Consider the following 18,679-nt stretch of genomic DNA (forward strand, 5'->3'; position numbering starts at 1 on the left):
TTCGCAAGCCGCGCATTTCAGGAGCGGTTTTAGTGGAGGCGAGATCCATGACTTACGGAGACTTAGGCGCGAAGGCTCTCCTGAGCGTCTTAGTCGCAGTTAGTCATTAGCTTGCCGGAACGTTGCGACGCGCGGCGGTGAATATACATTGTGAAATCGCGTCCGGGATAACGACCAACCAATTAAATAGCAATACAATTTACAACAGGAGACAGAGCATGGAAAAATGGGTATTAGCGGCGAAAAGAGCTGATTTTCAGGAGATTGGCCGGAAGTATGGAATAGATCCGGTGATCGCCAGGATTATTCGGAACAGGGATATTACAGAAGATGCAGAAATTAATCAGTATCTGAACGGAACCCTGGATGACATTCCATCCTGGAAAAGTCTGAAGGATATTGACAAAGCTGTGGAAATTATTTCGCAAAAAATAGATCTGGGAACCAGGATGAGAATTATAGGAGATTATGATATTGACGGTGTAACTGCAACTTATATTCTGTTAAAAGGATTTAAACGCCTGGGGGCGAATGTAGATACCTATATTCCGGACCGCATTGCAGATGGATATGGAATTCATAATCATCTTATAGAGAAAGCAAAAGAGGATGGAGTAGATACGATCGTGACCTGTGACAATGGAATTTCGGCTGCAGATCAGATCGCATTTGCAAAAGAAATGGGTATGACAGTGGTAGTGACGGATCATCACGAGGTTCCTTTTGAAGATACAGAAGAAGGGCGAAAATACAAGCTTCCTCTGGCAGATGCAATTATCAATCCAAAACAGCCTGACTGTATATATCCAAATAAAAATATCTGTGGCGCAGTGGTTGCAATGAAACTGGTTTTTGCATTGTATGAGAAATACGGAATCCCAGAGAGTGAGAAAGAAGATTATCTGGAACCAGCGGCTATTGCCACAGTTGGAGATATTATGGATCTTCAGGGAGAAAACCGTATTCTTGTAAAAGAGGGACTTTTACGTCTGCCTCATACAAAAAATAAGGGATTGAAAGCTTTGATAAGAGCAATTGGCCTGGAAAATCAGAAAATCAGTTCCTACGATATTGGTTTCCGCCTTGGTCCGTGCATTAATGCCAGCGGAAGACTGGATACAGCCATGCGCTCCCTGTCTCTTTTGCAGTGTGAAGATGAAGAAGAGGCTGCAAAGCTTGCAAACGATCTGAAAGCATTGAATGACAGCCGTAAGGCACTGACGGAACAGGGCACAGAAGCTGCTTACAAGCTGATTAATGGCAGTAATCTGAAAAATGACAGAGTAATGGTTGTATTTTTGCCGGATTGTCATGAGAGTCTTGCAGGAATCATAGCAGGAAGAATCCGTGAAAAATATCACAAGCCTGCTTTTGTTCTTACAAGAGGGGAAAAATCGGTGAAAGGCAGCGGCAGATCTACAGAAAATTATTCCATGTATGAGGAGCTTGTAAAATGTGACAGTCTGTTGCTCCAGTATGGTGGCCATCCTATGGCAGCAGGTCTTTCTATAGAAGAAGCAAATGTGGAAGCATTTCGCCGTCAGCTCAATGAAAACTGCACCTTGACAGAGGAAGATATGATCCCCAAAATCGTGATCGATGTACCAATGCCCATTTCTTACATAAACGAGAATCTGATCCGTCAGCTCTCTGTTCTGGAACCCTTTGGAAAAGGAAATGCGAAGCCTGTTTTTGCCCAGAAAAATCTCCGCGTTTTAAAAACCGGAATATATGGAAAGACTCAGAATACAGTGAAATTGCAGCTGATGGACGAATCCGGCACGGTGATGGATGGGGTTTACTGGGGCGAGGCAAAGGAGTTTGCAGAGTTTGCAAGGTCTCATGGAACTATTTCTGTAACCTATTATCCGAAGATCAACTCCTATATGGGAAGAGACTCTTTGCAAATTGTCATACAAAATTATTGCTAAAAAGGGGATAATCATGTAAAACCACGAAAAATGCAGTATTTCCAGTGAGCCTGTCGGTTTTGCGTTGATTCCCGATTTAAAAAGTGTTATACTAAAAAATATTTATGATGCTAGAGCATGTGTGAAAAAGGCTTTCTTTTTTTAAACACGCTCTGGGGTGGCTGAGGCTTTCCCCACAACATCCATTAATCTGAGGAGGCTATTATGAAAAAAATAGAAGAATATATAAGAAGTATACCTGATTTTCCAGAACCAGGCATTATTTTCAGAGATGTTACCAGTATCCTTCAGGACGCAGACGGACTGAAGCTTGCAATTGATTCCATGCAGGATTGTCTGAAGGATGTGGATGTGGATGTAATAGTGGGAACAGAATCCCGTGGATTCATTTTTGGAATGCCAATTGCTTATAATCTTCATAAGTCTTTTGTACCAGTACGTAAGAAAGGAAAACTCCCATGTGAGACCGTTTCTGCAAGCTATGATCTGGAATATGGCAAAGCTGAGATTGAGATTCACAAGGATGCCATTAAGCCAGGACAGAAGGTAGTTATCATTGATGATCTGATCGCAACAGGCGGTACAGTTGAAGCTGCAGCGAAACTGGTAGAGCAGCTTGGTGGAGTGGTAGTGAAGATCGTATTTCTGATGGAACTTGCAGGTCTTGAGGGGCGTAAGAAACTGGAGAAATATGACGTTGCTTCTGTAATCCGTTATGAAGGTAAATAAAGGATGTGTCTGTTTCGCCAGATTCCCCCGGGGAAACAGGTGGGCGGATGCTGACGCAGATAGTATTTAAACAGGCAGGTGTGAAATATGGCTGATATTGTTAACGAGCAGGGCAAGGAGCCTGAAGTATCAAAAGAGGATATGGAGAAGTTGGAGTCTGTGAAGAAAGCAGATGCAGCTGTAAAATCCATGCACGACTTTACAAGCCCTGAAGTATTATATAATGAGCTGATTGCCAGCATAAAGAAATATCATCCTTCTACGGACATAACCATGATCCAGAAGGCATACGAGACTGCAAGGGAAGCCCACAAGGATCAGAAGAGAAAGTCCGGGGAACCCTACATTATTCATCCTTTATGTGTTGCCATTATTCTGGCGGATCTGGAACTGGATAAGGAAACCATTGTAGCAGGCCTTCTTCACGATGCTGTTGAAGATACCTGGATGACCTGCGATGAGATCACCAGAGAATTTGGACCTGAGGTTGCGCTTCTGGTAGATGGGGTAACTAAGATCGGTCAGCTATCCTATTCCAAGGATAAAGTAGAGCTGCAGGCAGAGAGTCTTCGCAAGATGTTCCTTGCCATGGCAAAGGATATCCGTGTTATTCTGATCAAGCTTGCAGACCGTCTTCATAATATGCGTACTCTTCAGTACATGACTCCGGAGAAACAGAAGGAGAAGGCAAGAGAGACGATGGACATCTATGCGCCTATTGCACAGCGTCTTGGTATTTCCAAGATCAAAGTAGAGCTGGATGACCTTTCGCTGAAATATCTGAAGCCGGATGTTTATTATGATCTGGTTGAGAAAGTAGCACTTCGTAAAAGCGTCCGCGAGGAATTTGTAGGGAATATTGTCAAAACTGTGCATCAGCATATGGTAGAAGCTGGAATTAAAGCACAGGTTGACGGTCGTGTAAAACACTTTTTCAGTATCTATAAAAAGATGGTAAATCAGAATAAGACGATTGATCAGATTTACGATCTGTTTGCAGTGCGTATCCTGGTAGATACAGTGAAGGACTGTTATGCGGCACTTGGTGTGATCCATGAGATGTATAAGCCAATTCCAGGACGTTTCAAGGACTATATTGCAATGCCCAAACCAAATATGTACCAGTCTTTGCATACCACGCTGATCGGACCGAATGGACAGCCTTTTGAAATTCAGATCAGAACCTTTGAGATGCATAAGACTGCCGAGTACGGTATTGCTGCACATTGGAAGTATAAAGAGGCTTCTGACGGTAAGGCTTCCTCAGGCAATCGTGAGGAGGAGAAGCTGAACTGGCTGCGCCAGATCCTGGAATGGCAGAGAGACATGTCCGATAATAAAGAGTTCATGAGTCTTCTGAAAAATGATCTGGATCTGTTTGCAGACAGTGTATACTGCTTTACTCCACAGGGAGATGTGAAAACCCTTCCTAACGGCTCCACCCCCATTGATTTTGCATACAGCGTGCACAGTGCTGTAGGAAACAAAATGGTAGGTGCCAGGGTAAATGGCAAACTGGTGCCCATTGAATACCGGATCCAGAATGGTGACCGTATTGAAATCATTACTTCCCAGAATTCTCAGGGACCAAGCCGTGACTGGCTGAAGGTGGTCAAGAGCACACAGGCCAGAAATAAAATCAATCAGTGGTTCAAGAAAGAACTGAAGGAAGATAATATTCTGAAGGGCAAGGAAATGCTTGCCCAATATGCCAAGAGCAAGGGCTTTAAATTCGCTAATTACACCAAGACTCAGTATCTGGACGCAGTCCTTCGTAAATATGGTTTCCGTGACTGGGATTCTGTACTTGCCGCCATCGGACATGGCGGACTGAAAGAGGGACAGGTATTTAATAAGCTTGTAGAAGCTTATGATAAAGAGAATAAAAAGAATCTCACAGATGAAGAAGTTCTGGAGGCAGCAGCCGCAGAGAATCAGGATAAGAAGCATCATATCAAGAGCAAGAGCGGCATTGTAGTACGGGGCATTCATGACGTTGCAGTACGCTTCTCCAAATGCTGTAATCCGATTCCCGGTGATGAGATTGTTGGATATGTTACAAGAGGCCGTGGTGTTACCATTCATCGAACTGACTGTGTAAATGTGATGAATATGTCTGAAATGGACAGAAGACGTCTTCTGGAAGCAGAGTGGCAGGATCCGGAGATCAAGCCGGATGAGCATTACATGGCTGAGATCAATGTATATGCTAATAATCGTACCGGTCTTCTGGTTGATATTTCCAAGATCTTTACAGAGCGTAAGATTGACATCCGAAATATTAACTGCCGAACAAACAAGCAGGAGAAGGCCACTATTTCTGTAAGCTTTAACGTCAGCTGTAAGGATGAACTGAATTCCCTTATCGAGAAGATACGTCAGCTGGAAAGTGTTTTGGATGTAGAAAGAACTACAGGCTGAGAAACAATGGAAATGTGAACTGGCTGGAGATATACAGTACGTTGAGCATTGGATGGTATGTTACCGGTCAGGACACGGACAATAACGGAATAATAACATAAATGGCATATCAGCTGCCATGAAAGGATAATCTATGGGAAAACTTGAATTACAGCAGATGGTTCTTGGCCCTGTATATACCAATTGCTACTTTTTAAAAAATAAAGAAACCGGTGAAGCGCTGATCGTTGATCCGGCAGATTCACCGAACAGAATTTTTCAGAAGGTGGAAGATATGGGTGCAAAGCCGGTAGGAATCCTTCTGACTCATGGCCATTTTGACCACATTATGGCAGTACAGGCTGTGAAAGCTGAGTATCAGATTCCGGTTTATGCCTGCCGCCAGGAAGAAGAAATGCTTCGGGAGCCTTCTGTGAATATGACTGACCGGATGCATAAACCATGTTCTGTGCGTCCTGATGTTTTTCTGGAGGACCTGCAAGTATTTGAAGCTGCTGGATTTTCTATTCAGATGCTCCACACTCCAGGACACACGAAAGGAAGCTGTTGCTACTATCTGAAAGACGAAAGGGTTCTGTTCAGCGGGGATACATTATTCTGCGGTTCTGTTGGAAGAACGGATTTTCCAGGCGGCAGTTCCCGTGAAATCCGGGAGAGCCTTCATAAGCTGTTAAATGCCCTTCCAGATGAAACAAATGTTTATCCGGGGCATGATACATCTACAACTATCGGTTACGAAAAGAGGTACAATCCATTTGTGTAAAATAGGAATCCTGCTGCTTGACAGGGATTTCGAGCATGATATATATGAATTAATAAAAGCATTTTATCCGGAAGGAGATACCCACAGCCTCTACGAAAAAGACGAAGAGGTATACGATATCTTCTTTACTGTGAAAAAAGATAATGACAATTTTGTTATAAAATATGAGACGAAGGATCAAAAAGGTGTTGCCAGTGCAGAGGTGATCCGGGGGGCAGACGGGGATTTCAGCCAGGAAACTCATGAGAAACTCATGGATGCCCATGAGCTTCGTAAAGCCAACAAGGACAGTCTGAAATATGCACTGTACAATGTTCTGGTGAAGCTTACCGGCAGAACCCTTCCATGGGGGAATCTTACGGGAATCCGTCCGGCCAAGCTTGCCATGGGGATGATCGAGAGTGGTATGAAAAATACCGAGATTGCACAGGAAATGCGGGAGCGTTACCTGGTAAGCGCAAAGAAAACTGCTCTTGCCATCACCATAGCAAACAGGGAGCGGGCACTTCTTCAGGATATTGATTATGAGCATGGTTACAGCTTATATGTAGGTATTCCCTTTTGTCCAAGTATCTGTTTGTATTGTTCCTTCAGCTCCTACCCTTTGAAGCTCTGGGCAAAAAGAGTAGATGAATATCTGGATGCTTTATGTCTGGAAATTCGCGAAACGGCCAGGATGATGAAGAACTACAAGCTGGATACGATTTATATCGGCGGAGGCACACCTACCACGTTAGAGCCGTATCAGCTGAAAAGGCTTCTTGAACAGCTGGGAGAGTCCTTTGGCTTTGATGGACTTGTAGAATTTACCATTGAAGCTGGCAGACCAGACAGTATTACAAGGGAGAAGCTTGAGACAATTAAAGAATTTCCTGTGACCAGAATTTCTGTTAATCCCCAGACCATGAATCAGGATACTCTGGAAATCATTGGAAGACGTCATACTGTGGCACAGACCATAGAAACTTTCCATCTTGCCAGAGAACTGAATTATAACAATATTAACATGGATCTCATTGTAGGACTGCCTGGAGAGGATATTTCCAAGGTGAAATACACATTGGAGAAAGTAAAAGAGCTTTCCCCGGACAGCCTTACCGTACATTCTCTGGCTGTGAAGCGTGCAGCACGCCTGAATATGTTTAAGGACAAATATCAGGAGATGACATTTGAAAATAACCAGGAGATCATGGATCTGACACAGCAGACTGCATATTCCATGGAAATGGGACCTTACTATCTGTACCGTCAGAAGAATATGAAAGGAAATTTTGAAAATGTAGGCTATGCAAAGGTTGACAAAGCCGGGATTTACAATATACTGATTATGGAAGAAAAACAACCGATCATTGCTCTTGGAGCAGGCGGTTCTTCCAAACTGGTCTTTGACCATGGCAAACGTATTGAGCGGGTGGAGAATGTGAAAGATGTCACAAGCTATATTGCCCGTATTGATGAGATGATTGAAAGAAAGCGAACAGGAATTGGAACCTGGTTGTAGGAGGGAGGGAAAATTCTTGGAAAAGCTTTCCAGTGAACAGTCAGAAACATCCGACAGAGTTCTGGAATTTGATTTATCAGCAGAGTTAAGGCATGGAATCGCAGTGAGTAATCTGGCGTACGCGTTAAGTAAGGAGCTTGGACTTCCTCATGAGCAGTGTTACGATCTTGCAATTGCAGGAATGCTTCACGACATAGGAAAGCTGAAACTGAGAAGCTATATCAACGGGCAGGAAAGTAATCCCATGGTAATTGAGGAATTGAAATATGTCCGCATGCATTCTACACTTGGCTATGAGGAACTGAAAGACCAGGGCTATTCGGATTTTGTTCTTGAGAGTATTCTTTATCATCATGAAAATTACGATGGAAGCGGTTATCCGTCCAATCTGGCAGGGAAGGAGATTCCCATTGGTGCCCGGATTCTTCGTGTATGCGATGTATTCTGTGCATTGAGTCAGGAGCGGTCTTACCGCAAGGCTTTTGATAAGCATACTGTGATGGAATTGATGATAGATGAAATAAAAAACTTTGATCTGGAAGTATTTCTTGCATTTCAAAGAGTAGTACACGCCAGCCAGGCTGGTAAATAAGGAGGACACATGGCATTAAAGAAGAAGCCGGTTACCGGCATGAAAGATATTTTACCAAAGGAGATGGAAGTCCGTAACTACGTTACAGGACTGATCCGTGAGACATATGGTTCCTTTGGATTTACTTCAATTGAGACTCCGGGAGTGGAGCACATTGAGAACCTGTGCAGCAAACAGGGCGGTGATAACGAGAAGCTGATTTTCAAAATCTTAAAAAGAGGTGAGAAGCTGAAACTTGACCAGGCAAAAGAAGAAGCTGATCTTGTGGATTCAGGTCTTCGCTATGATCTGACAGTACCTCTTTCCAGATATTATTCAAATAACTCTAATGAACTGCCTGGACCATTTAAGGCACTTCAGATGGGATATGTATGGAGAGCTGATCGTCCGCAGAGAGGACGTTTCCGTCAGTTTATGCAGTGTGACATTGACATTTTAGGTGAGCCTACTTATATGGCAGAAATCGAGCTGGTACTTGCGACTACTACACTTCTTGGCAAGCTTGACTTCCATAATTTCACTATCCGTATCAATGACCGCCGTATTCTGAAGGCTATGGCTGAGTATAGCGGATTTCCGAAGGAAAGCTTTGATACTGTATTTATCATTCTTGACAAAATGGATAAGATTGGTCTTGAGGGCGTAGCGAAAGAACTGGAAGAGGAAGGCTTTGCAAAAGAAAGCATTGATACTTATCTTGCGATGTTTAAAGAAATCAGCTCAGATATCCAGGGCGTAAGATATTGCAAGGAGAAGCTGGCAGATGTTCTGGACGAACAGATCGCAACAGATCTTGAGACGATCATTTCCACTGTGGAAGCTGTGAAGACTGCTGACTTTAAGATGGCATTTGATCCTACACTGGTTCGCGGCATGTCTTATTACACCGGTCCGATCTTCGAAATTTCCATGGATGAGTTTGGCGGCAGCGTTGGCGGCGGCGGACGTTATGATGAGATGATTGGTAAATTTACAGGAAACAATACAAGTGCATGCGGATTCTCTATTGGATTTGAGCGTATTGTTATGCTCCTTCTTGAAAGAGGATATCAGATTCCTACAGCAAAGACTAAGAAGGCATATCTTATTGAGAAAAATATGCCGTCAGACAAGCTGATTGAGATTTTCCGTCAGGCAGAAGAAGAGAGAAAGACCGGGGTTCAAGTCAATATCTCTATTATGAAGAAGAATAAGAAATTCCAAAAAGACCAGATGACAGCTGAAGGCTATACGGAATTTGTGGAATTCTTTAAACGCTGATAAAGAGATTTAACGTGTTGTTTTTGAAAAACAGCCGTCAATGATATTTTATGGATCATTTAAAGCAATACAGCTGAATGGTTTATAATCAGAGAAAGCTGGGGGAAACCCCATAGAATAAGGAGGCGCCTTAAAATGGCTGAGAGTATGCAGGGACTGCACAGAACCTGTCGATGTGCAGAAGTGACCACACAGATGGTAGGCAGCGAAGTAACACTTATGGGATGGGTTCAGAAAGCAAGAGATAAAGGAGGAATCATTTTCGTAGATTTACGTGACCGCAGTGGTATTATGCAGCTGATCTTTGAAAATGGTTCCATTGATGAGGAAGGCTTTGCCAAAGCCGGCAAGCTGAGAAGTGAGTTTGTGATCGCAGTTACCGGAACCGTTGAGAAACGTGGTGGTGCAGTAAATGAGAATCTTGCAACAGGTGAGATCGAAGTGAGAGCAAAATCTCTCCGTGTTCTTTCCGAGGCAGAAGTTCCGCCATTCCCGGTTGAGGAGAACAGCAAAACAAAAGAGGATGTACGTCTGAAATACCGTTACCTTGACTTAAGACGTCCGGATCTCCAGAGAAACCTGATCCTGAAGAGCCGTGTAATGCAGCTGACAAGATCCTTCTTTACAAACGAGGGATTCCTGGAGATTGAGACTCCTATGCTTGGAAAGAGTACTCCTGAAGGTGCAAGAGATTATCTGGTGCCATCCCGTGTACATCCTGGCTGCTTCTATGGTCTGCCGCAGTCACCGCAGCTGTACAAACAGCTTCTGATGTGTTCCGGATATGACAGATACATCCAGATTGCAAGATGCTTCCGTGACGAGGATCTTCGTGCTGACCGTCAGCCGGAGTTCACACAGATCGATATGGAGCTTTCTTTCGTAGATGTAGATGATGTAATCGATGTAAATGAGAGATATCTTTCCTACCTGTTCAAAGAGGTTCTTGGTATCGATGTGAAACTTCCAATCGAGAGAATCACATGGCAGGAAGCAATGGATCGTTTCGGTTCTGATAAACCGGATATGAGATTTGGCATGGAGCTTCATGATGTAAGCGATATTGTGAAGAACTGTGGATTCTCCGTATTTACAGGTGCTCTTGAAGCTGGTGGAAGCGTTCGTGGTATCAACGCAGAAGGCCAGGGCAGCATGCCTCGTAAGAAAATTGATAAGTTAGTAGAGTTTGCCAAGGGATATGGTGCAAAAGGTCTTGCATACATTGCAATCGCAGAAGATGGCACCAGAAAGTCTTCCTTTGCCAAGTTTATGACAGATGAGGAGATGGATGCTCTTGTAGCTGCTATGGACGGTAAAGCAGGTGACCTGCTTCTGTTTGCAGCGGATAAGAAGAAACTGGTTTATGATGTTCTTGGCGCACTTCGTCTGGAGCTTGCAAAACAGATGGATCTTCTTGACAAGAACGAATACCGCTTCGTATGGGTAACGGAGTTCCCGCTTCTTGAGTGGAGCGAGGAAGAAAACCGTTTCACAGCTATGCACCATCCATTTACAATGCCGATGGATGAGGATATCCCGCTTCTCGACACAGATCCGGGCGCTGTTCGTGCGAAGGCTTACGATATTGTACTGAATGGTAACGAGATCGGCGGCGGCAGTGTTCGTATCCATCAGGATGATATTCAGGAGAGAATGTTTAAAGAGCTTGGATTTACCCCGGAAGCTGCCCATGAGCAGTTCGGATTCCTTCTGGATGCATTCAAATACGGAGTTCCGCCTCACGCCGGACTAGCTTACGGTCTTGACCGTCTGGTTATGCTCATTGCCAAGGTTGACAGCATTCGTGACGTAATTGCATTCCCGAAGGTAAAAGATGCATCTTGTCTGATGACTCAGGCACCGCAGCGCGTAAGCGAAGCACAGCTGGACGAGCTGGGACTTGAAGTTGAGAAAGAAGCTGCTCCGGAGACTGAGGAATAAGAAAAGGAATACAACAAGAAATAACTTAGTATGATTTAGAATAAGCTGACTGAAAAATCCTGCCTGAAAAATGGGTGGGATTTTTCTTTTGGTCGCGATGCACAGAAAGACGAACCTTCTTGTGACAAGCATAAGAAGTAGCGCTTGCTGCGCAAACTTAATTCTCGGGTTTTCTGTGAACTTTGTTCACAAAAAACACCACGCGGAACGTTACCAGTAAACAATAACATAAAAACGCCCCCGCACAAGTTTGCAGAGGCGTAAATTTTAACTATATCATCCGTTGGTTTCCTGCTTGTCTTCTACCGGGCTGGAACTTAAAGTTCCAAACAATGCCTGTCCAAACACCGTTCCTGCGTCTTCCAGTTTCCAGGAAGCACCGTCGTTGATCAGTGTGAAAGTCGTTTCCACTGTTTTAGTAGCTGTATTTTCTTCAATATATTCAAGAAGCAGACTGTAGGACTTTTCATATCGTTTTTGAGCACCGTCGATAACAGCATCCACAGAGGCAAGATAGGTATCCAGCTCCTTCTGATAATTTTCCAGAATAGCATCGCTGTCAAAGGTGGTAATATTGGCTGTAACTGTGGCTGTATAGCCGGAAACAGTGGTTTCCCCAATAGAATAATCAAAGGTGGAGTGAACCTGTTTTACCAGTGCTTCTGCCAGACTGATCTTTGCAGGATCTTCTGTGCTGATAATGGAATCTGCATTTAAATAATTGCCCAGTTCCTCTGCAGACATATTTTTCAGGGTATTCAGATAAACTAAGATTGTGTCTTCCGGTGATAAAATATCCGGGTCTGTGAGATCGTTCATAAGACCGCCGACAAGGTCATTTTCCAGTGTATTGGTGCGCCGGATCTCCCAACTGGTTTCGCCGTCTTTATCTGAGGCGTCTAAGGAGATGGTGCAGTTACGCTCCACAGTCTGGTAGTCATTACTCTTAAGCAGTTCATTCAGAAGCGTGTAGCGCTCTTCAAGGGAAATGGTCTGTTCCGTGGCTTCTTCAGAGGAAGCGGACTGGGAAATTTCATGCTTCAGCTGCGCCTTGGAAAAATCTTCAGCAAGCGCATGGGCATCCAGAGTGACCAGCCTGAGATTCGCCTGTGCGGATTGTTTGTCCTTGTCTACGTTAACATCCAGAATTTTATAATCAAAATCCTGGAAAAAGAGAGAAAAGACTTCTTCAATATCAGAAGAAATAGTGATATCTTCGGGTTCACCGGGGAAAAGCTCCTGGTAGGAGATGTATTTCTGTGTGGTAATGGAATCCAGATCCTTTAGCTGATCCAGTTCCTGTTTTACTGCGTCCTCGATTTTTTTCTCCTCCTTGCTGGTACAGCCGCACAGTGAAAAAGTGCAGAGAAGCAAAAGAAGAGGAAGCAGAAATCTGACTGACTTCATACAGAGTTCTTTCCTTTCAAATTATTACGTAAAATGTTTATAAAACTTTTTTATTATACCATTTTTTTTCATAAAAGTCAAAAATGCCTAAAATTTAGACGATATTTCTAAAAAAAGAGTGAATAAATTGTGAAAAATGCATTATCAGCTTAGAATGCTTTTCTTTTGAGGCTGAATCTGTTATTATAAACAGGGTAAATGCAGATGACAGATGTGGAGATATATCTGTTATAATTGCAAAAGATATTGAAAAACCATTGAGTTATCGTATAGGAGGTAACCATGAAGAAAAAAGGTTTTGTCATCGGAGGGCTGATCATTCTTGCTGGAGCAGCTGGTGCCGGTGGCTGGTATTACTATAAAGAAAATTATGGGGATTCTGCAGCGGCTTCTGGTGAAGTTGCATATGTGACTAAGATCAGCACTCTTCTTGGAGAAGATTCCGGAGTGCTGAACCGGTTCGCAGGCGTGGTAGAACCTCAGGAGACGGTAAAGGTAAATATTGAGAACAATCGGACTGTTACCGAAGTAAAGGTGAAGGTTGGAGATGAGGTAAAGAAGGGACAGCTGCTTTTTGAATACGACCTGAGCAGTATCCAGGACAGCCTGAAGGAAGCGCAGCTGGCTCTTGACCGGTTGAAGAATGAAGCGCTCAGCCTTAATGAACAGATTTCCACTCTTGAGAAAGAGAAAAAGAAAGCCAATAAGAACAGCCAGCTTTCTTATACCATTGAGATTGAGACGAATAAGATGAATCTGAAGAAGAACGAATATGACCAGGTGAGCAAGCAGGCAGAGATTGATAAGCTGCAGGCAGCTACCACCAATACAGAAGTACGAAGCGAAATCGACGGAGTCATCCAGAAAATTGATACCAGTAAGCTGGGAAGCGATGATGGAGATACTCTGGATGACAGCATGGGAGCTGATTACGGAAGTGAATCTTCTGATAATTCTTTTATCACCATTCTCAGTACAGGTGCTTACCGTATTAAGGGTCAGGTAAATGAGCAGAATCGTAATACGGTTGTTCCAGGCTCTGCAGTTATTGTGCGTTCCAGAGTTGATGAGAATCAGATCTGGCATGGAACTATGGGGGCTGTGGACGAGCAGAATTCTACGAACAGCAGTAGCAGTAATTCCTATTTTGGAATGTCCAGCGGCGATGATACTACAAGTTCCAGTAGCTATCCTTTCTATGTAACTCTGGATTCATCAGAGGGACTTATGTTAGGACAGCATGTATACATAGAAATGGATGAGGGACAGGAAGAGCAGAAGAAAGGTATCTGGCTGGGAGATTATTATATTGTGGATGCAGATACAGAAAACCCATATGTGTGGGCTGTAGATTCCAAGGGAAGGCTGGAGAAGCGCTCTGTTGTTCTTGGGCAGCATGATGATGATCTTTCAGAATATGAGATCGCAGATGGTCTTACTGAGGATGACAGTATTGCGTTCCCGTCAGACAGCCTGGCAGAGGGAATGCGGACAAAGGACGTATCTGAGATGACAGATGAGGATCTGGAGGCTGTTGATATGGAAAGTAATCTGGATGGCAGTGAGTACTCAGACGGGGATACCATGGAGCCTATGGATGGAGACTATTCCAGTGCGGACTTTGAGACAGGTGTTTCTGATGAGAGCATGGATGCAGCCATTGATGGTGATTATACAGACTTTTCAGAAGATTTCTCAGATGAAGATTTTATAGAGGATGATTCAGAAGGGGACGATTACGAAGATTTTACTGATGAGAGCATTGATGAGCCTGGACAGTATGGTTCTGATGATACGGAGGCCGCAGGATGATACTTGAACTGAAGGGGATTTATAAAGATTACCAGCAGGGAAAAATGATTGTCCCCGTATTGAAGGACGTAAACTTTTCCATGGAAGAGGGCGAATATGTAGCCATTATGGGACCTTCCGGTTCTGGTAAATCTACATTGATGAATATAATCGGTTGTCTGGATCAGGCAACCAAGGGAACTTTTTTCCTGGATGGGCAGGACATCAGCAAATGTTCTGAGAATGAGATGTCAGATATCCGTCTGAACAAGATTGGATTTGTATTTCAGAGTTTTCATCTTCTTCCGAGGCAGTCTGCTATTTCCAATGTGGAAATGCCGCTGAACTATGCTCATGTGCCGAAGAAGGAGCGACGCGAGCGCGCTTTTGCAGCACTTGACAGGGTGGGGCTTGCAGACCGTGTGGATTTCAGACCCAATCAGCTCTCAGGTGGACAGATGCAGCGAGTTGCCATCGCCCGTGCCATTGTAAATAATCCAAGACTTCTTCTGGCTGATGAGCCTACCGGTGCACTGGACAGTAAGTCTGGCAGACAGGTTATGGAGCTTTTCCAGAAGCTGAATGATGAAGGTGTTTCTGTTCTTATGATCACTCATGATCCGGATATTGCAGCACATGCCAAGCGGGTAGTTATGATCCGTGACGGTGAGCTTCAAGAAAAGAGGTGATCCTATGGGAAAAGCGAAGAAAATTATAATAGGTGTGGTAGTCACAGCCCTTGTAGGAACCGGTATTGGCGGCGGACTGCTGTATGTACGGAAAGGAAGCCAGAAGGAAGTGCTGGTGGCAAGCGTCAGTGATCTGGCAGGTGAGAGATATGATTCCGATGCTACATTGAGTGGAACTGTATATGCCAATGCAACACAGAGGATTTCCGTAGAGAAAGACATGATAATCCAGGAAGTTTATGTGAGCAAAGGGGATGAGGTAAAGCCGGGAGACAAGCTGATATCCTTTGATATGACTCTTGTGGAAATGGAACTGAATATTGCCAAGCTGAAGCTTCAGAAGCAGCAGCAGGATCTTGCTGCTGCAAAGAAAAGACTTGCCAGCCTGCAAAATGGCGGACCGATTCTTGATTCCGATTCTTCCTCCGCAGACAATCTGATTGATTCAGGAAAGGATTCTACAGAAGATGACAGCTCAGATTCTATGGGAGATGATGAACTGTCTTCCGCAGTAACTGCTTCTGATCATTATCTGGCAGCTGTTTTGCAGCCAATGCTTCTGGCTGCTGTGACAGATGGATTTGCAGACGCTCAGGCAGTTGGAAATGGGGAAATTACTTCTGCAGATACCCAGGAAACGGGAAGCGGAGATATTGGTTCTGCAGATGAAATGACAAGCGGTGACACAGGAGATATTTCTGTTGATACAGAAGCTGATTCCGGAGATGATTCAGAGGATAGCACCGGCGATCCGGGTACTGCTTCCGGATTTTATGATGAACCTTCCAGTGATGGGTTTAGCAGTGATATTTCAGACACGAATCAGGGAGGATTTTCAGATGGAAGCAATTCTGGTTCCTCACAGAATAATGCTACCATTGGAAATGACGGATTTGTAGATGGAGAGGAACCTTTTTACCTGACTCTGGATTATGATACAGAACCTTACCAAGGAACAGGAACCGAAGAAGATCCTTATCTGTATCTTTGTTCCAGTGCAAAAGGCAAGGTAAATGTAACCGGGGCTTTTCTGAACAAGATGGCTGGCTATAATGCTGACGGAACCATTCTTCTTCATTCGGGCGGATACTGGTATCTGCTGGAATTCCATCAGAAGGATACCATTGCTGATTATACCAACAGAAAAGGATCCTGTACCGGATACTATCTGGTCGATGGAAATATGCTCAGCAATCCGGTTGACCGTTTTGCGGAAATGGATTTTACCCTTGACGGGGCTATGCAGTATGATAATGGAGATGACGAGCCGGATATTCCTGGTGATGGAGGCAGTGGTGGCGGAAGCTCTTCCCTGTCCCGTTCAGAGGCCATTAAGATCCAGAAGAACCGGATTGCCAGTCTGGAACTGGATGTGCAGGAGAGTGAGATCAGTATCAGTAAGCTTCAGAAGAAAGCTGACAGACAGATGATCACCAGTAAGCTGGATGGTATTGTAACCACTGTGGGAGATGCAGCTACAGGTACCAATTCAGAATCTGATTCCTTTATGATTGTTAAGAGCAAAGACGGCTATTACGTACAGGGAACTGTAGGGGAACTTATGCTTGACCAGGTGAAGGAAGGCACAATTTTGAACTGCAATTCTTATGGTGAGAATGGATATATGAATTTTGAGGCTGAGGTGATCCAGGTTTCCGATTATGCAGTTGATGGAGACAGCTCCTATTATTACTATGGAGACAGCAATCCAAATGTTTCTTCTTATAATTTTACTGCCAAGATCACAGATGACACCGTGCAGGTAAGTGTTGGAGACTGGGTGGATATCCAGCTGGAACAGCAGGCGCAGAGTACTGACGGCATTGTTCTTTCCAAGGCTTTTGTCCGTACGGAAGACGGCGTAAGCTATGTGTATAAGGATGACAATGGCGTGCTGAAGAAACAGATCGTTAAGGTAAAAGAGAATGTAAACGGTGGTGCTTATGTATTGGTAAGCGGCGGCTTATCCATGGATGACAAGATTGCATTCCCTTATTCGAAATCCATCAAAGAAGGTATGAAGACAAAGGAAGGATCGCTGGATACGTTTATGGGATATGACTCCACATCATATGGCGGTCTTGGTTAAGGAGGGATTTCATGTTTGAAAATATACGTCTGGCATTCCAGGGAATCTGGTCACACAAGATGAGATCTTTCCTCACAATGCTGGGTATTATTATCGGTATTGCATCTATTATTGCCATTGTTTCCACGATTAAGGGAACGAGTGAGCAGATTAAGGATAACCTGATCGGTTCTGGAAATAACACGGTAAATGTAACTTTGTCACAGGGAGACAGTGCTTACAGTGTGGATTATTATGATGGCAGTTCTTCCGGCTCTACACCGATCCTAAGTCAGAGCCTGAAGGATGAAGTATTAAAAACAGATCATGTGGAGAATGCAACATTTTTCTACAGCAGAACAGATTACAACAGCAGTGTTTACTATGAGAACAGCAGTTTTTCCGGCGGCAAGGTCTATGGTATTGATACCAATTATCTGAATACCTGCGGTTATCAGGTTCGTTCCGGAAGGGGATTTGTACAGGCTGACTATGATAATTTCCGCAAGGTGGCACTGGTGGACAGCTATGCTGCTGATACCATGTTTCCGGGAGCGAATCCGGTGGGAAAAATCATTGAGATCGGTTCTGAACCCTATACAGTTGTAGGAGTTGTACGCCAGTCGGCTGACAGCCTGCCCAACATGGATACACCGAGTGATTTCGACAGCTATTATGAAAATGTAATTGGAACCGTAATGATTCCAAATAAATGCTGGCCGATTTCTTACAAATTTGATGAGCCTGAGAATGCGATCGTCAAAGTAGACAGCACGGACAACATGAGTGAAACAGGTTCAGCTGTGGCGAAAATCCTGAATAAATCTATCAGCAGCACTGGCAGTGGAAGCAGCGGCTTCAAGTACAAAGCTGATGATGTTATGCAGCGGGTAAAGGATCTTCAGGATTTAAGTGAGAGCACCAACTCCCAGCTGATCTGGATCGCAAGTATTTCTCTTCTGGTTGGAGGTATTGGTGTTATGAATATCATGCTGGTATCTGTAACCGAGCGTACCAAGGAGATTGGTCTGAAGAAGGCAATTGGTGCCAGAAAGAAGGTGATTCTGGGACAGTTCCTGACGGAGGCAGCAGTACTTACCAGTGTTGGAGGTATTATCGGAGTTGTTCTTGGAATCGGACTTTCAAAAGTAGTATCCAAGGTGGCAGGCTCACCTACAGCCATCAGCGTTCCGGCGATTATAGGCTCTGTAGTATTCTCTATGCTGATCGGTATCATCTTTGGTCTGCTTCCTTCTGTTAAGGCGGCCAACCTGAATCCGATTGATGCACTTAGAAGTGAGTAATGGTTAATATTTTGCAATAAATGTTAATATTGTTATAAAAACGAACGGCTGAAAGCATAAATTAGATGATTTGTGCTAACGGCCGTTCTTTTTATGAGTCAATTCATGTGTCCAAGTATGTTTTTTGTTATTTGGGTAAAGTGGAGTGTGCAGATTGTGGAAATGCTTTTAGGACAGGCTATAGACAATGTTATGTTTCGTCGGTTATAATTTTGCAAAATATAAGGGGAAACATGATATACTTGTTTAGAGATTACATAGAGATTCCTTTGGTAGGATTAT

13 protein-coding genes are annotated in these 18,679 nt (G+C 43.9%); 12 read left to right on the top strand and 1 reads right to left on the bottom strand.

Annotated features, from left to right (window positions below; all coding sequences use genetic code 11):
• Positions 1–218 precede the first annotated feature (218 nt).
• The 8 genes from recJ to aspS all read left to right on the top strand — a co-directional run bounded on the left by recJ (position 219) and on the right by aspS (position 11,138).
• Entirely contained in the window at positions 219–1,931 is a 1,713-nt protein-coding gene (recJ, locus tag I2D69_RS12740; protein ID WP_195379991.1) for a single-stranded-DNA-specific exonuclease RecJ, read from the top strand.
• Between the two features lie 204 nt (positions 1,932–2,135).
• On the top strand, positions 2,136–2,660 hold the full coding sequence (locus tag I2D69_RS12745) for an adenine phosphoribosyltransferase (RefSeq protein WP_118579390.1): 525 nt from the start codon (positions 2,136–2,138) through the stop codon (positions 2,658–2,660).
• Positions 2,661–2,801: 141 nt separating this feature from the next.
• Positions 2,802–5,081 carry a bifunctional (p)ppGpp synthetase/guanosine-3',5'-bis(diphosphate) 3'-pyrophosphohydrolase gene (locus tag I2D69_RS12750; RefSeq protein ID WP_334285875.1) on the top strand — a complete coding sequence of 760 codons (2,280 nt, stop codon included), beginning with the start codon at positions 2,802–2,804 and terminating at the stop codon, positions 5,079–5,081.
• A gap of 133 nt (positions 5,082–5,214) precedes the next feature.
• A complete protein-coding gene (locus I2D69_RS12755) occupies positions 5,215–5,844 on the top strand; it encodes an MBL fold metallo-hydrolase (RefSeq protein ID WP_173715887.1) in 630 nt (209 codons plus the stop codon).
• Positions 5,837–7,345: a coproporphyrinogen dehydrogenase HemZ gene (gene hemZ / locus I2D69_RS12760; protein WP_347708396.1), complete on the top strand. Its 1,509-nt coding sequence runs from the start codon at positions 5,837–5,839 to the stop codon at positions 7,343–7,345. The genes I2D69_RS12755 and hemZ overlap by 8 nt, the downstream gene beginning before the upstream one ends.
• A gap of 16 nt (positions 7,346–7,361) precedes the next feature.
• Complete coding sequence (locus I2D69_RS12765; RefSeq protein ID WP_118579396.1) at positions 7,362–7,937, top strand: HD domain-containing phosphohydrolase; 576 nt, start codon at positions 7,362–7,364, stop codon at positions 7,935–7,937.
• A 9-nt stretch (positions 7,938–7,946) separates the two neighbouring features.
• Positions 7,947–9,197 carry a histidine--tRNA ligase gene (gene hisS / locus I2D69_RS12770; protein WP_195379993.1) on the top strand — a complete coding sequence of 417 codons (1,251 nt, stop codon included), beginning with the start codon at positions 7,947–7,949 and terminating at the stop codon, positions 9,195–9,197.
• Between the two features lie 135 nt (positions 9,198–9,332).
• A complete protein-coding gene (gene aspS, locus I2D69_RS12775) occupies positions 9,333–11,138 on the top strand; it encodes an aspartate--tRNA ligase (RefSeq protein WP_148461918.1) in 1,806 nt (601 codons plus the stop codon).
• Positions 11,139–11,414: 276 nt separating this feature from the next.
• On the opposite strand, the gene I2D69_RS12780 is transcribed toward aspS, so the two are convergent.
• Positions 11,415–12,545, bottom strand: a complete 1,131-nt coding sequence (locus I2D69_RS12780; RefSeq protein WP_195379994.1) for a hypothetical protein — start codon at positions 12,543–12,545, stop codon at positions 11,415–11,417.
• A 282-nt stretch (positions 12,546–12,827) separates the two neighbouring features.
• Here I2D69_RS12780 and I2D69_RS12785 point away from each other — a divergent pair, with 282 nt between their 5' ends.
• From I2D69_RS12785 to I2D69_RS12800, 4 genes are read left to right on the top strand one after another with little or no spacing between them, the layout of a single operon-like run.
• The gene (locus tag I2D69_RS12785; RefSeq protein ID WP_173715893.1) at positions 12,828–14,357 is read left to right on the top strand and encodes an efflux RND transporter periplasmic adaptor subunit; all 1,530 of its coding nucleotides are present in this window, start codon (positions 12,828–12,830) and stop codon (positions 14,355–14,357) included.
• Complete coding sequence (locus I2D69_RS12790) at positions 14,354–15,025, top strand: ABC transporter ATP-binding protein (protein WP_148461915.1); 672 nt, start codon at positions 14,354–14,356, stop codon at positions 15,023–15,025. The genes I2D69_RS12785 and I2D69_RS12790 overlap by 4 nt, the downstream gene beginning before the upstream one ends.
• 4 nt (positions 15,026–15,029) lie before the next feature.
• A complete protein-coding gene (locus tag I2D69_RS12795) occupies positions 15,030–17,114 on the top strand; it encodes an efflux RND transporter periplasmic adaptor subunit (RefSeq protein ID WP_195379995.1) in 2,085 nt (694 codons plus the stop codon).
• An 11-nt stretch (positions 17,115–17,125) separates the two neighbouring features.
• Positions 17,126–18,397, top strand: a complete 1,272-nt coding sequence (locus I2D69_RS12800; RefSeq protein WP_173718308.1) for an ABC transporter permease — start codon at positions 17,126–17,128, stop codon at positions 18,395–18,397.
• Positions 18,398–18,679: the final 282 nt, after the last annotated feature.

The organism is Ruminococcus sp. D54t1_190329_F1 (assembly GCF_015551645.1).
Classification (GTDB): Bacteria; Bacillota; Clostridia; order Lachnospirales; family Lachnospiraceae; genus Blautia_A; species Blautia_A faecis.

What these genes read in the sequence shown, in the direction of transcription:
- I2D69_RS12800 (WP_173718308.1), top strand. Translation starts at nt 17,126, where the DNA reads ATGTTTGAAAATATACGTCTGGCATTCCAGGGAATCTGGTCACACAAG.
- I2D69_RS12745 (WP_118579390.1), top strand. Translation starts at nt 2,136, where the DNA reads ATGAAAAAAATAGAAGAATATATAAGAAGTATACCTGATTTTCCAGAA.
- recJ (WP_195379991.1), top strand. Translation starts at nt 219, where the DNA reads ATGGAAAAATGGGTATTAGCGGCGAAAAGAGCTGATTTTCAGGAGATT.
- aspS (WP_148461918.1), top strand. Translation starts at nt 9,333, where the DNA reads ATGGCTGAGAGTATGCAGGGACTGCACAGAACCTGTCGATGTGCAGAA.
- I2D69_RS12795 (WP_195379995.1), top strand. Translation starts at nt 15,030, where the DNA reads ATGGGAAAAGCGAAGAAAATTATAATAGGTGTGGTAGTCACAGCCCTT.
- I2D69_RS12790 (WP_148461915.1), top strand. Translation starts at nt 14,354, where the DNA reads ATGATACTTGAACTGAAGGGGATTTATAAAGATTACCAGCAGGGAAAA.
- I2D69_RS12755 (WP_173715887.1), top strand. Translation starts at nt 5,215, where the DNA reads ATGGGAAAACTTGAATTACAGCAGATGGTTCTTGGCCCTGTATATACC.
- I2D69_RS12785 (WP_173715893.1), top strand. Translation starts at nt 12,828, where the DNA reads ATGAAGAAAAAAGGTTTTGTCATCGGAGGGCTGATCATTCTTGCTGGA.
- I2D69_RS12750 (WP_334285875.1), top strand. Translation starts at nt 2,802, where the DNA reads ATGGAGAAGTTGGAGTCTGTGAAGAAAGCAGATGCAGCTGTAAAATCC.
- hisS (WP_195379993.1), top strand. Translation starts at nt 7,947, where the DNA reads ATGGCATTAAAGAAGAAGCCGGTTACCGGCATGAAAGATATTTTACCA.
- I2D69_RS12780 (WP_195379994.1), bottom strand. Translation starts at nt 12,545, where the DNA reads ATGAAGTCAGTCAGATTTCTGCTTCCTCTTCTTTTGCTTCTCTGCACT.